The organism is Nocardia vaccinii NBRC 15922 (assembly GCF_001613305.1).
Lineage (GTDB): Bacteria > Actinomycetota > Actinomycetes > Mycobacteriales > Mycobacteriaceae > Nocardia > Nocardia vaccinii.
Map to the genome: position 1 here is coordinate 1 of NZ_BDCC01000027.1, position 13,149 is coordinate 13,149.

Below are 13,149 nucleotides of genomic sequence, written 5' to 3' on the forward strand. Positions count from 1 at the left end.
GGGCTGAACGACGAGCCCGCGCCGAAAACCTTGGAGCTGGTCTTGCTGAGCCTTTCGCTTCGCGGGCGACTTCCAGCGGGACGGAGACGCTTCGCCGCTGGGCACGTAACGAGGTGGTTGGTTGGGTCGAGAGTGGGTCGGGGGTGGTTGGTCGCTGGGCGGGGTGCGAGGTGGTTGGTCGGGTGGGGAGCGGGTGGAGATGCTTCGCCGCTGAGTGTGTCGTGCGGCGGTCGGGTGGCGAACTGCTTCGTGTTTCGGGTGCGGCGGATGCCGCACCGCTTGCGTGGATCCGCATACGTTGTAGGGGCTGCTGTGGGTGCATATGCAGGTATGGGGTGCTGGTGGGCATGTGGCTCGGGTGGACGTGCATTGCCTGGGTTAGGCTCGCTTCGCACGGGATCGCCGTGCGACCTGCTCATGAACGGCGGTGAGCAGGGCCGTTGTTGCTGCCGAAGGAGTGTCGTTTTCGTGGCCATCATCGAACAGGTCGGAGCTCGCGAGATCCTGGATTCGCGCGGAAACCCCACCGTCGAGGTCGAGATCGCTCTCGACGACGGCACGCTCACCCGTGCGGCCGTGCCCTCGGGCGCGTCCACCGGCGAGCACGAGGCCGTGGAACTGCGCGACGGGGGTGATCGGTACGGCGGCAAGGGCGTGCACAAGGCCGTCGAGGGCGTGCTCGACGAGATCGCTCCGGCTGTGATCGGCCTGGACGCGGTCGAGCAGCGCACCGTCGATCAGGTTCTGCTGGATCTGGACGGCACCCCCGACAAATCTCGCCTGGGCGCGAACGCGCTGCTCGGCGTCTCGCTCGCGGTGGCACGCGGCGCCGCGGAGTCCTCGGGCCTGGAACTGTTCCGCTACCTGGGCGGACCGAACGCGCACGTGCTGCCGGTGCCGATGATGAACATCCTCAACGGTGGCGCCCACGCCGACACCAGTGTCGACGTGCAGGAATTCATGATCGCCCCGATCGGCGCGCCCACCTTCCGGGAGGCGTTGCGCTGGGGTGCGGAGGTCTACCACGCGCTCAAGGCCGAGCTGAAGGCCAAGGGTCTGTCCACCGGTCTGGGTGACGAGGGCGGATTCGCCCCCGATCTGGCCGGCGGCACCCGCGAGGCGCTGGATCTGATCGCCGCCGCGATCGGCAAGGCCGGGTACAAGGTCGGCAGCGAGGTCGCGCTGGCCCTGGACGTCGCGGCCACCGAGTTCTACACCGCCGGAACCGGCTACACCTTCGAGGGTTCGGTGCGCACCGCCGAGGAGATGACGGCCTTCTACAACGAGCTGCTCTCGGCGTACCCGCTGGTCTCCATCGAGGATCCGTTGTCCGAGGACGACTGGGCGGGCTGGGTCTCGCTGACCGACGAGATCGGCGACAAGATCCAGATCGTCGGCGACGATCTGTTCGTCACCAACCCCGAACGACTCGAGGACGGTATCGCCAAGGGTGCGGCGAATGCGTTGCTGGTCAAGGTGAATCAGATCGGCACGCTCACCGAGACCCTGGACGCGGTCGACCTGGCCCACCGCAACGGCTACAAGACGATGATGAGCCACCGCTCCGGCGAGACCGAGGACACCACCATCGCGGATCTGGCCGTTGCGGTCGGCAGCGGTCAGATCAAGACCGGCGCCCCGGCCCGCAGCGAGCGCGTCGCCAAGTACAACCAGTTGCTGCGCATCGAGGACGCGCTGGGCGATTCGGCCCGCTACGCCGGGGACGTTGCGTTCCCGCGCTTTGCCGTCGAGGGATAGTACCGTCGGAGTCGTTGTGGCGGCGGAGGTGTGAGAGATGACCGAACGGCGGGCGCGCGGCACCAGTCCGGGCGGACGTGGTGACCGCCGCTCGTCGCGGTCGGCCCACACCCGTCCGGAACGGACCGTCTCCACTCCGCCGGCCCGCACGGCCGCGGGTAAGCGCGCCGCGCAGCGGCGGACCACGGGCTCGAGGTCCGAATCCGGCCTGGCCGTGCAGAAGTCGTCGCGCCGCACCGGCGCCCGGAAGGCGAAGGACAAGCGCGAGCGCCGGTTCCTCGGTATCTCGACCGGGCGTGCGGTGTTGCTGGCGGCGGTGCTCTGCGCGCTGGCGCTGACCCTGGCCGTGCCGATGCGCACCTACCTGAGTCAGCGCGCCGAGGCGACCCAGTTGGCTCAGCAGCGCCGCGAGCTCGAGGAGGACGTCGCCCGCTTGCGCGATCGCCGTGCTCAGCAACAGGATCCGGCGTACATCAAGTCCGAAGCGCGGGAGCGGCTGCGGCTGGTGATGCCGGGGGACACCGCGTACATCGTGCAGGTCCCCGGCATCGAACAACCCGCGGTGCCCGCCCCGACCGCCGCACCCCGCAAACCCGACCCCTGGTACACCGAGCTGTGGCGCAGTATGAACAACCCGCAACCGGCTCCGGCGGCCGCGCCGCAGACCGGCACGCCGCCACCCCCGACCCCGGAAGGACAGCCCCGGTGACCGACATCCCACCCAGCGCCGCCGATCTCGAGATCGTCGCCCGGCAGCTGGGCCGTTCGCCGCGCGGCGTACTCGCCATCGCATACCGCACCCCGGACGGGCAGCCCGCGGTGGTGAAGACCGCGCCCCGGCTCCCCGACGGAACTCCGTTTCCGACCCTGTACTACCTGACAGATCCACGCCTGACCGCGGAGGCGAGCCGTCAGGAGGCCGAAGGTCTGATGCGCGGGATGACCGAGCGGATCGTCACCGATCCAGGGCTGGCCGCCGCCTATCGCCGCGCCCACGAGAGCTATCTGGCCGAGCGCGACGCCATCGAATCGCTGGATACCGATTTCAGTGGCGGTGGCATGCCCGAGCGGGTCAAGTGCCTGCATGTGCTGATCGCGCACGCCCTGGCCAAGGGGCCGGGGGTGAACCCGTTCGGCGACGAGGCGGTCGCCCTGGCCGCCGAGGGCCGTCTGCGCGGCACCGCGATCCCGGCCGATTGGCCGAAATACGATCAGTACCAGGCGGATTCGACAGGAGGCTCGGATGGCGACGAATGATCGGGTGGCCGCGGTCGACTGCGGCACCAATTCGATCCGTTTGCTGATCGCGGACGTCGCGGCCGGGCCGCCGGACCGGCCGAAGCTGACCGATCTGCACCGGGAGATGCGCATCGTGCGATTGGGGCAGGGGGTGGATGCCACCGGAGAGCTGAATCCGGAGGCGATCGAACGCACCCGCGTCGCCTTGCACGATTATGTGGACCTCATGCTCGAGGCCGGGGTTTCCATGGTCCGCATGGTCGCCACCTCCGCCACACGCGACGCTCGCAATCGTGACGACTTCTTCGCCATGACCGCCGCGGAATTGGGACGTGTCGTACCGGGCGCGCAGGCCGAGGTGATCACCGGCGACGAGGAGGCCCGGCTGTCCTTCGCCGGTGCGGTCGGTGAATTGTCCAGTGCCGAAGGGCCTTTCGTGGTTGTCGACCTGGGCGGCGGATCCACGGAGGTCGTCCTCGGCGACGCGGCGGGCGTACATGCCGCCTACTCGGCCGATATCGGCTGTGTGCGCCTGACCGAACGTCACCTGCACGGCAATCCGCCGACTCCGGAAGAGGTCGCCTCCGCGCGGTTCTTCGCCGAGCAGCAGCTGGCTCAGGCGTTCGGCGTCGTGCCGGTCGAGCGTGCGCGCACCTGGGTCGGCGTCGCCGGAACCATGACCACGATCGCCGCGGTCGCGCTCGACCTGCCCGAATACGATTCGGAGAAAGTGCATCTCACGCGGATGAGCCTCGGCGAACTTCGCACGGTGTGTCATCGGCTGATCGGTATGAATCACGACGAGCGCGCGGCGCTGGGCCCGATGCATCCCGGCCGGGTCGATGTGATCGGCGGCGGTGCGGTGATCGCCGAAGTGCTGGCGGACGATCTGGCACGCCGGGCGGGAATCGACGAACTCATCGTCAGCGAACACGACATCCTCGACGGAATCGCGTTGTCACTGTTCTGAATCCTGGTGCGCGGCAACGGTTTCCGGTAGCCGACGGGAAGGCGGTGCGAGTTGTTCCCGGGGGTGCCGTCAGGGGATTTCGTCCGACCGGCAGTCGGCGCCGCATGCGTGGCTGCGTGTTTCCCGGCCGTGATCCGGGCCGAGTCGGCGGTCGGTCGAAATCGGCCGTCGGCACATCCCCCGGCCACCTGTGAGCGTTCACATATGCGGTTTTCGAGGATGCACAATGCTCAGTCAATTGCTCCGGAGATTGACCCAATGCGAGCAGAATGCTCAGAGTCTGATCATTCTGCTCGCAAATATCGGCACAGACCCGACGAACTGACTACTCTTCCTTCGGCGGCGGACCGGCAGCCGGTTCGCATCATGCGCCGCAACCGCCACCCTGGTTGCTGGAAAATCGCGTGTCGTGGAAAGGTCGAATGCATGACGGAGGTGGGCTACCAGCCCGGACGGGCGTCCGAACGTACCGTGTTCGGACATCCGATCGGTTTGGTGAATCTGTTCGGGGTCGAGCTGTGGGAACGATTCTCGTTCTACGGCATGGTCACGATCCTGGGTTATTACCTGTACTACTCCCTGACCGAGGGTGGGCTGGGGCTCGAGAAGACCACCGCGACCGGCATCGTCGGCGCCTACGGCGGCGCGGTGTACATGTCCACCGTGCTGGGCGGCTGGCTGGCCGACCGGGTCCTGGGCATGGAACGCACGGTCTTCTACGGCGGTGTGGTCGTGATGGCGGGGCATATCGCGCTGGCCGTACTGCCCGGCTTGGCCGGGGTCGGCGCGGGCCTGACGCTGGTCGCGCTCGGCAGCGGCGCGCTGAAGGCGAACGCGTCTTCACTTCTGGGCACCCTGTACGAGAAGGGGGACCCGCGTTGTGACGGCGGGTTCACGCTGTTCTATCTCGGCGTCAATCTGGGTGCGTTCATCGGCCCGCTGATCACCGGCGTCCTGCAGACCGATCTTGGCTTCCACTACGGTTTCGGCGCGGCGGCGATCGGTATGGCGCTGGGGCTGATTCAGTACGTGGTCTTCCGGCGCAATCTGGGCACGCACGGACGTATCGTCCCGAACCCCTTGCCGCGCGGACAGATTCCGATGGTGATCGGATTCGTCGCCGCGGTCGTCGTCGTGGTCGCGATCGCGGGCCTGACCGGACTGGTCGAGCTCTCCGCCGTGGCATGGTGGATCACCGGCGTCATCGCCGTCGCATCGATCGTCTACTTCTACCTGATGCTGACGAGCCCGAAAGTCACCCAGCTCGAGCGGGTTCGGGTGCGCGCGTTCATTCCGCTGTTCATCGCCAACGCCGTCTTCTGGTCGTTGTTCCAGCAGATCTTCACCGTGCTCGCGGTGTACTCCGACGAGCGGATGAACTGGTCGATCTTCGGCTGGACCGCGCCGTCGAACTGGATCGGCTCGGAGGAGCCGGTCTGGGTGATCGCCCTGTCACCCTTGTTCGCGCTGGCGTGGACGCGGCTGGGCAACCGGGCTCCGACCACGCCACGCAAATTCGCCTACGGCGTGATGGGGATGGGCGTGGCGTTCCTGCTGTTCGTCCTGCTGGCCGGATTCGACGGCAAAACGGTGCCCGCGCTGCTGGTCTTCTTCATCCTCGGCGTCTTCGCCATCTCGGAGCTGATGATCTCCCCGATCGGCCTGGCCGTGACGACGCAACTCGCGCCCGAGGCCTTCCGCGCACAGATGATGGCCCTGTACTTCTTCTCCGTCGGCATCGGCACATCCATGTCCGGCGTGTTGTCCGATTACTACAGCCCGCACCACGAGGTCGCCTACTTCGGCATCATCGGCCTGGTCACCATCGTGGTAGGCATCGTCGTCCACCTCCTGGCCCCCCGCGTCAGCCGCCTCATGGAAGGAGTTCACTAACTCCGTACCACCCAACCTACGCAGAATTCCGAGACGGACGTACGACTTCGGTACGCTAACCAGGTCGCCCCCGTAGCCCAATTGGCAGAGGCAGCGGACTTAAAATCCGCCCAGTGTCGGTTCGAGCCCGACCGGGGGCACATTATCGGTGCAGGTAGAGCTGTTTTCGGTGGGTTGTGGCAGGTCGGGAAAGCTTGCCAGCCCGGCACCATCCCGGTGCGTAAACGGCTACGTGCTGCTGTCTTCGTCCTGGATGTGCTGGCGGGTCGCCTTTACCGTGCGCTCCCTTGGCATCGGCTCAGGCCAGAAAATCGCGCCAATGAGCAGCACTGCGAGCGGCAGGCCGACAGCGACAACCAAACCGAAGGTGTCGGCGCTCATCGGTCTTCCCACGCCCGCAGGCACCACATCGGTTGTGACGGCGGGCGGGCCTCGTACTCGAGCGGTTCGACCTCAACCGTGTAGTCCGGGTTCCAGTTCCGCAGTGCCCGGAGAAATTTCACGATTACATCCGGACTGGCGGTGTACATGACCGTCGGCGGTCGCGCTTTGCCGAAGTCCACCTTCACCATTCGTTGCGGCAGTTCATTGCTCCGGTCCATTGCGTGCCCCGTCCGTCGTCATATGGAGGGCACCCGCCGCCGGGGATTCCGGATCGGGGTCGCTGGCGTCAACCCGGCGGTGGGGCCGGATTGAACGCTATTTGTATGCTCCGAGGTCGAACCAGAAAATTGCGCAATATTGCGCCGAAAGGTCGTGCAATGCGACGTCATCGGACTGATGATGAAGGTGTCCACCCACTTCAGAGGAGACACAATGGAACTGGAACGGCTCGGCGGCGACAGCACAGACGGGCAGTCGCCCACACTTTTCCGCAGTGATCGCGGGACCTACGTCACGCAGGGCTGGCGTACCGACAGGTCCGACACGATCGAGATTCCGCACCGGCTGGTCCGGCATCTCGTACCGGGGACGTGCTTCGGCGCGCTGCTGCACGACACCGGGTACGGCACCTTCCTGCTCACGGGCGAGCCGGTGACGGATGTTCGAGCGCTGGAACAGATTCGGCCGCCGGACCACGAGTCGGCCGTGGAGGTGCCGATTGGTACGGAGCGGAGGCGCGATGCTGCACCTCACGTTTGATGATCTGGCACAAGCTTTTCGGACGCATCGCCGGGCGTTCCATCTAGAGGTCCGCGACGACTACAGCGGCGTAGCCGGAGAAGCCGACCGGGTACAACGGTTTCTGAACGGGGAGCAGCAAGACCCGGCGGCGAGCGCGCGGTGGCACGCGCTCATGCGGGAGGTCACCGGTGCGGGGTGTGCGGTACAGCGGGTCCGGGTGATCTCCGAGCCGCACGGCGATTACGCCCGGTTCGCGATTGGCACGACGGACGCCAATCTACAAGCGGGCGAGGATATTCGGTGGTTGCCCCGGCAGGACGCACCGACAGATCTTCCGGATGATGACTGGTGGCTGTTCAACGACGAGTTGGCCGCCTACACCGTGTTCGAGCGAGACGGCTCGGCGTTGCCGGGCTGGGTTGCTATCACCGATCCAGAGGTAGTGCGGCACTACGCTGATCTTCGAGATCAGCTGTGGACCAAGGCGATACCGCACCGTGAGTACGCCAAGTGACCAACGCCGGTGAGGCGCGCCGTGACCTTGGAGCCCGCCTGCGCGGGTTGAGGGTTGCGGCGCGCCTGCGCGGGTACCAGCTCGCCCAGCAAGCGGGCTGGCACGCGGCCAAGGTGTCGCGCATTGAGCACGGCTCGCAGGCGCTTAGCGAAGACGACTTGGCCGTGTGGTGCCGCCTCACCGACGCCGAAGACGAATACTCGGATCTGCTAGCCACGCTGCGCAATATCAGTGCGGCGTGGATGGAATGGCGACGCATCGTCGGCCACGGGTACAGCAACCACCAACGCCAGATCAGCGGAATGGAAGACCGCAGCGAACTACTGCGCGGGTACGACCCACAGGTGTTCCACGGGCTGTTGCAGACGCCTGGCTACGCGCGGGCGCTGATGGCCGCTGGCATGGAGTTCCTGAACACAACCCGTGACCTGGACGCCGCAGTTGCCGCCCGCGTGGAACGCCAACGGGTACTGCGAGAAGGTCGGCATCGGTTCTACTTCCTGGTGGGCGAGCAGGCGCTCAGAACCACCGTTGGAGACGACGCCGTGATGGCCGAGCAGCTCCGGCATGTTTTGGATCTAATGTCCTTGCCGCGCTTGGTATTTGGAATCATCCCGGCTGACAGCGCGTTCTTCCGCCGTACGACGGATTTCGTTCTGTACGACCAACGTAAGGTGTTGGTGGAGACCATCACCGCCGAATCGGCCGTAACGCAGCCGCGCGAGATTGCTCTGTACGAGAAGGTGTTCAACCGGCTGGCCGAGCACGCCGTCCACGGTGACGCTGCTCGCACGCTGTTGACGTCGGCGTTGAAGCAACGCGAGGCGAACGCGTAGGCGCATATACGAGCAATTCCCGTGGGCTACCTGCGATGATCGTCATGTGCATCCACAGATTATTGAGATCACCCAGAAGGCCGCGCCCGTGTGGCCGACGTGGGTGTCTTTCTCGGCGAGCGTGCTGCTGTTCGTCGGGGCGATGATCACGCTTTGCGTGACCAACCGCACAAACAGGGCCGCTATCGCGGCGGCGAACATGCGGGAGCGCGACAAGTGGCGCAATGATGCCGTGTTGAAAGCTGTTGCGGCTGAACTGGAAATCTCGAACGATGTAGTGCGCGAATTGCTCGGGTATATGACCTGGAAGCCTGATGATGACCTCCGGTCACTGGACCGTCGGCTCCGGGCGCGCATCGACGACATGGCCCCGCATGTCGCTGCGTTCCGTATCCTCGTTGGCGACGGCTTCGCCGATCTGGCCGAGGCGCACCGGAAGGCACTGCACGAGCACTGTTCAATGCGCTGAACTTTGCCGAGGACCGCCACCGGATTTCCGGCCCAGAGCTTGTCGAGGCGCGGCAGAAGTGCCCCCAACCATTCGATCAGGTAATCGAAGCGCAGACCGAGGTCATTGCCGCTGCCCGGTCTGCGCTCGACCTCTATCCAGCTACCCCGCTGACCGACGCCGGAACGGAACCACGTTCCCCGGCAGGGACTCCGGCGCAGGCGAATCAATGACGGCCGGTGTGTTGGCCTGCGGCTTGGGTGGTTCGGGCAGGTCGTTGCCGGTGCCCCCTTCTTCATCGGGAATCCAATCGCCGTAGGTGTTCAACGTGAGCGTGAAAGTGCTGTGCCCCAACCACTTTGATACCTGCATGTAGTGCGTACCCGCCATGAGTTGCATCACAGCGAAGGTGTGCCGCAAAGTCGTGCAGTCGCACGCCGCGCGTCGCTGGGATGGCTGGAGCGTTCGGGGTGGCGGGGACAGCGGGCGCGCTGGCTGGCAGTCCGACCGCGACGAGTGCAGGGCGGAAGATGGTCTCGTAGAACGAGCCCATTGCCATCGGCTCGAACCAGTCCAGCGGCACCGCGTAGCGCTGCCCGGCGGGCGGTGTCCGCCGCCGTTTTGCCGACCGGGCCACCTCGGCGCGGTCAATTCCGCGGAGCGCAGATGCCGCATGGCCGGATCAGTGCCCGGTCCGTCGTGGATATAGGCGTACATCCGTGCGGCCAGGGTCTACCGGGATGGGCAATCCAAATTCGTCTCGCACCGGTTCACGCCAGGCCACCTCGTACCGCTTGGTGGCAGCTTCGAAAAGTACCTGGAGGTCGGGCAGGGCGGCGATTACAAGGGTGTGGAGGTGGGGGCGGAATTCCGCGCACCCGGCGGTCGTGGTCTGCTCACGAATGCGATTGTGGGATACCACGGCAAGCCCGACCGGCGGTTGGATGTCACGCCCAAGCTGGATAAGTCCAGCCGAATGCTCACCCTGACCGTGAAGCCCAGTCCGGCGCGCAGTTCGCCAGCCGGAACCAAGGCCACCAAGGCGAGCGCGGTTGCCTCGTCGGCCGACGCCGCAGGCCGCAAGAAACGGCGATATGAACCGGGCTGTGCGTCGGCCGTAGCCGTTGACCACGGCGCGGTCGGGTAAGTGCTTGCCGCAGCCACGGCAATCCGACCAGCCGCCACGCAGCGGCCGGGGAATGGCCTTGGCTAGGGTTGCTGCTTGGCGTACTGCAGAACGTTGGATGCCCACGGGGCATAGGCGAATTGCAGGGGCGGTGGCGGGGCTGTTGTCCTTCCGGTCGAAAGGGCACGTACGCCGGTCCGATCTCCAAAAAGTCTGTCGAACTCGCGTACCGTGGCACAGGCCGCATCTACTTCTGGATGGAGAATTCTAATGACTTTCTCGTTGGCCTCGACGAGTGCTTTGATGGCGGCAGGAACTAACCCAATGATGCTTGGGTCCTCGGGCAGGGCGCGTAGTTTCTCTACGTACTTTTCTTTGAGCTCGGTGTTTAGTTCGATCATGGCGGAGATGTCAATCTTGGGATCTGTCCAGCCTTTCGGTTCGCCGTCAACAAGGGCTGCGCCAGCGGAGATCCTGACCACGTCCATTGCGTAGTGAACCATCGTGTGGCGTAAGTGGTACAGCAGCCGGTACTCAGGGCATTTCTCGAACAATCGGTTGAATATCTTTTGCATTTGTTTATGTTCGCTACTGCCTTCTCCGAATTTGATGAATATCTGCTTGTAGTTATGTTCTTGATGGAAGTGCAGTGATGAACAGAACGAGAGTATGGAATTTCTCATTCGGACGCCGGCTTTAATGATCCCATCGGGCGATACAGGCGAATGCTGTCCCGTTTCGAGTTCTTCCATGTCCTGCTGAATGGTTCGGACAAGGTCGCCCAGCATTGCTTTGACGTATGTAAAGACGTTGACATTTAAGATTTGATCGACTGTGGTGTAGGCCGAGCCATATCTGTCGGCCTCTTCCCCGGAGAATTCGTGGAGAGGCTCGAACACGGCGGCTGTGGCACCGGTCGGATCCTCGCGGATCAGCAACGCAGAATAGAACGGCTCCATATCGTCATCGGACATGAGCGGATGCCTTTCGTGAAGGTCATAGACGGAACCGTCGAATCTTAGTCGGCGGGACTGACACTGACGGAGGTATTCGCCCCGGCGTCACACCGGCACCCGGCGGGCTGTCAACGGTGATCAGGCGGTGGCCGGCGGTGCGCAATAGCTGGCGAATTAGTGGCTCTCACCTGCAACGATGCGACTGAGCGCGGCGTAACGGTGCAGGTAGGCGCGGTGCCCGCACGGCGGGCCGGAGGTACTTAAAGTCCGCCCAGTGTCGGTTCGAGCCCGACCGGGGGCACTACGACACCGCGGGTAGATCGCATTGTCGGTCGCCCCGCGTCCGGGTTCGGCAGGTCTGGTTCGAGGCTGGTTCGCAGTGCGCCGCAAGGGTTGTCGCGGGTGGCATCAACCGAATATCTCGGCCAGGAAGTCGCGGGCGGCGGCGAAGGAGCGGGTGTCGGCGGCGGGGTCGTATGCGACTCCGGGGATAGCGCCGGGTACGGCGTGTTGGTGGGTGAAACCGTGTTGCGCGTTGCCGTAGATATTCAGCTGCCAGTCGGCCTCGGCGTTGTTCATCTCCTCGATGAAGGCCGCCACATCGGCCTGCGGAACATGCGGGTCGGCGTCGCCGTGGCAGATGAGCAGCCGGGCTCGGATCGAGCCGGGTTTCGCCGGGGCCACGGTGGTCAGGCTGCCGTGCATGCTGATCACCCCGGCGATCCCGGCCCCTGATCTGGCGAGTGTCAGGGCGGCCAGGCCGCCGAAACAGAACCCGACGGCAGCGGCGCTCCCGTTGGTGCCGGGCAGGTCGAGCAGGGTGGCCAGGCCCGCTCGGGTGCGGCGGACCATGAACGAGGGATCGTCCCGGAGTGCGGTGAGGGCGGCGACGACCCGGTCGCGGTCGCCGGCCGCGTCGCCGAGCAGATCGCAGGCGAAGACGACGTAGCCGAGCGCCGCATAGCGGCGGGCCTGGCCCCGGGCGTGCTCGTCCAGTCCGGCGCCGCCGTGGATGAGCAGGATTCCCGGCCGGTCACCGGTTTGTTCGTCGTCCCAGCAGTGCATTCCGGTGAGCTGGGTATCGAGATCGGAATAGGCGATGTCCCGCGCGTTGATGCTCATGCGCGCAACGCTATCAGACCAGAACTCCACCATAGCACGAAATATGAAGTACCGCAACCGTTTCCGCAACATTCGAGGTGCGCCGGGTGGGGTGCAGCGCGCCCTCGCCGAACAGCTCGGAAGCGATCCCGTGGACGCCCTCGGCCGAGCGCGCGTCGGCTGAGCCGTCGCCCGAGGAGCGTCATCGGTGACCCGCGCCGCAAGAGTCGCGCCAGCAGGCCCCGGGCGACCCGGCCCACCGCGATAGGTCATGACGATCTGCCGCTGTCGTTCCTGTGAAAGCGATGAGTGCGCTCATAGCCAAGCGCGGAACACGACGGCGTACATCGAGCAGGTAAATATCCCGACGTCCGGAACGGACGTCAGGCGAATGGTTCTGACCTGCGGATTCTCCTCGGAAAGCGGGACATTCCATTGCCGCTGCCGTGATCGCCGTGTGAGAGTGCCTGCGTGAGACGCCGGCAAACCAATACGAGTCGGCGCGCCGGAGGGAAATATGACCACCGAATTCGATCTCGATATCGTCATGCGATCCAGTGCGGATGGCACGTTCAGGAATTACAGCATGTTCGCGATGTGCTCGGCGGCGTCCTGCCCGAACGGTCCGAGCTGTATATGTGAGCACCGGAGATGACGACGACTGATTTTCGGGTGAGACAACCCGGAACTCGCCGATGCTGCAACATCACGGTGCTCGGCAATCAGTCGGTCGACGGGCATCGGTCCGTCTCGACCAGGACACTCGAATTCCTGCTCGCCATCGCACTGGCCGGTGGCGAACGCAGACAGTCGTCGCTGCTTCGCGATCTGTTCTCCGACTGCGCGTCGAAATCGGCCATCCCGACCCTGGCCTATCGCGCGCGGAAATTGGGAATAGAGACCGAATTCATCCCCGTGCGAGGGAGTTATCGGGTGCTGACGCCGATGGTCATCGATGCGGTCGAATTGCTCGCCGCACTGCGGGCCGGTGACGTCCGCACAGCGCTGTGGCTCTACGGCGGCCCTTGTCTGGCGAACAGTCGATCGCCGTTGGCGATCGAGACGCGCGAGATGATCGACATGCGCCTGATACGGGCGGTGCTGGCGACCGGAGACCGGGCATTCATCGAGTTCGCGGCGACCAAGCTCGACGCGGTCGAACTGCGGTCGGGCCGGTAGCCGC

General features: G+C 65.1%; 15 protein-coding genes and 1 tRNA gene. 12 read left to right on the top strand and 4 right to left on the bottom strand.

Annotation, left to right across the window (positions count from 1 at the left end; genetic code table 11):
• The first annotated feature begins 468 nt into the window (after window positions 1-468).
• From eno to NV1_RS18260, 6 genes are all read left to right on the top strand, one after another.
• Complete coding sequence (gene eno, locus NV1_RS18235) at window positions 469-1,758, top strand: phosphopyruvate hydratase (RefSeq protein WP_067892834.1); 1,290 nt, start codon at window positions 469-471, stop codon at window positions 1,756-1,758.
• Between the two features lie 37 nt (window positions 1,759-1,795).
• Complete coding sequence (locus NV1_RS18240) at window positions 1,796-2,467, top strand: FtsB family cell division protein (protein ID WP_067892835.1); 672 nt, start codon at window positions 1,796-1,798, stop codon at window positions 2,465-2,467.
• 5 nt (window positions 2,468-2,472) lie between these two features.
• On the top strand, window positions 2,473-3,015 hold the full coding sequence (locus tag NV1_RS18245) for a DUF501 domain-containing protein (RefSeq protein ID WP_373864625.1): 543 nt from the start codon (window positions 2,473-2,475) through the stop codon (window positions 3,013-3,015).
• A complete protein-coding gene (locus tag NV1_RS18250) occupies window positions 3,002-3,967 on the top strand; it encodes a Ppx/GppA phosphatase family protein (RefSeq protein ID WP_067892839.1) in 966 nt (321 codons plus the stop codon). The genes NV1_RS18245 and NV1_RS18250 overlap by 14 nt, the downstream gene beginning before the upstream one ends.
• A gap of 426 nt (window positions 3,968-4,393) precedes the next feature.
• Window positions 4,394-5,860, top strand: coding sequence for a peptide MFS transporter (locus NV1_RS18255; RefSeq protein WP_067892841.1), 1,467 nt, complete (start codon window positions 4,394-4,396; stop codon window positions 5,858-5,860).
• A gap of 66 nt (window positions 5,861-5,926) precedes the next feature.
• Window positions 5,927-6,000, top strand: a tRNA-Leu gene (locus NV1_RS18260).
• Between the two features lie 88 nt (window positions 6,001-6,088).
• Here NV1_RS18260 and NV1_RS43615 read toward each other — a convergent pair.
• Window positions 6,089-6,241: a hypothetical protein gene (locus NV1_RS43615; protein WP_157117099.1), complete on the bottom strand. Its 153-nt coding sequence runs from the start codon at window positions 6,239-6,241 to the stop codon at window positions 6,089-6,091.
• A 435-nt stretch (window positions 6,242-6,676) separates the two neighbouring features.
• Between NV1_RS43615 and NV1_RS18270 the strand changes: the two genes are divergently transcribed.
• The 4 genes from NV1_RS18270 to NV1_RS18285 are packed head-to-tail and all read left to right on the top strand — an operon-like array spanning window position 6,677 to window position 8,804.
• On the top strand, window positions 6,677-7,003 hold the full coding sequence (locus tag NV1_RS18270; protein ID WP_067892953.1) for a hypothetical protein: 327 nt from the start codon (window positions 6,677-6,679) through the stop codon (window positions 7,001-7,003).
• Window positions 6,984-7,499, top strand: a complete 516-nt coding sequence (locus NV1_RS18275; protein WP_067892844.1) for a DUF6879 family protein — start codon at window positions 6,984-6,986, stop codon at window positions 7,497-7,499. Before NV1_RS18270 ends, NV1_RS18275 begins: the two co-directional genes overlap by 20 nt.
• Window positions 7,496-8,335, top strand: coding sequence for a helix-turn-helix domain-containing protein (locus NV1_RS18280; RefSeq protein WP_067892846.1), 840 nt, complete (start codon window positions 7,496-7,498; stop codon window positions 8,333-8,335). Before NV1_RS18275 ends, NV1_RS18280 begins: the two co-directional genes overlap by 4 nt.
• A gap of 46 nt (window positions 8,336-8,381) precedes the next feature.
• Window positions 8,382-8,804 carry a hypothetical protein gene (locus NV1_RS18285; RefSeq protein WP_067892848.1) on the top strand — a complete coding sequence of 141 codons (423 nt, stop codon included), beginning with the start codon at window positions 8,382-8,384 and terminating at the stop codon, window positions 8,802-8,804.
• Window positions 8,805-8,945: 141 nt separating this feature from the next.
• Here the strand turns inward: NV1_RS18285 and NV1_RS46825 are convergent, their stop codons facing one another.
• The gene (locus NV1_RS46825) at window positions 8,946-9,182 is read right to left on the bottom strand and encodes a hypothetical protein (protein WP_169813343.1); all 237 of its coding nucleotides are present in this window, start codon (window positions 9,180-9,182) and stop codon (window positions 8,946-8,948) included.
• A gap of 457 nt (window positions 9,183-9,639) precedes the next feature.
• Here NV1_RS46825 and NV1_RS18295 point away from each other — a divergent pair, with 457 nt between their 5' ends.
• Entirely contained in the window at window positions 9,640-9,930 is a 291-nt protein-coding gene (locus tag NV1_RS18295; protein WP_157117101.1) for a hypothetical protein, read from the top strand.
• A gap of 62 nt (window positions 9,931-9,992) precedes the next feature.
• Here the strand turns inward: NV1_RS18295 and NV1_RS18300 are convergent, their stop codons facing one another.
• Window positions 9,993-10,883, bottom strand: coding sequence for a hypothetical protein (locus NV1_RS18300; protein ID WP_067892853.1), 891 nt, complete (start codon window positions 10,881-10,883; stop codon window positions 9,993-9,995).
• Between the two features lie 390 nt (window positions 10,884-11,273).
• Complete coding sequence (locus NV1_RS18305) at window positions 11,274-11,987, bottom strand: dienelactone hydrolase family protein (RefSeq protein WP_169813344.1); 714 nt, start codon at window positions 11,985-11,987, stop codon at window positions 11,274-11,276.
• A gap of 630 nt (window positions 11,988-12,617) precedes the next feature.
• On the opposite strand from NV1_RS18305, the gene NV1_RS18310 reads away from it, so the two are divergent.
• Complete coding sequence (locus tag NV1_RS18310; RefSeq protein WP_169813345.1) at window positions 12,618-13,145, top strand: hypothetical protein; 528 nt, start codon at window positions 12,618-12,620, stop codon at window positions 13,143-13,145.
• The last annotated feature ends 4 nt before the right edge of the window (window positions 13,146-13,149 follow it).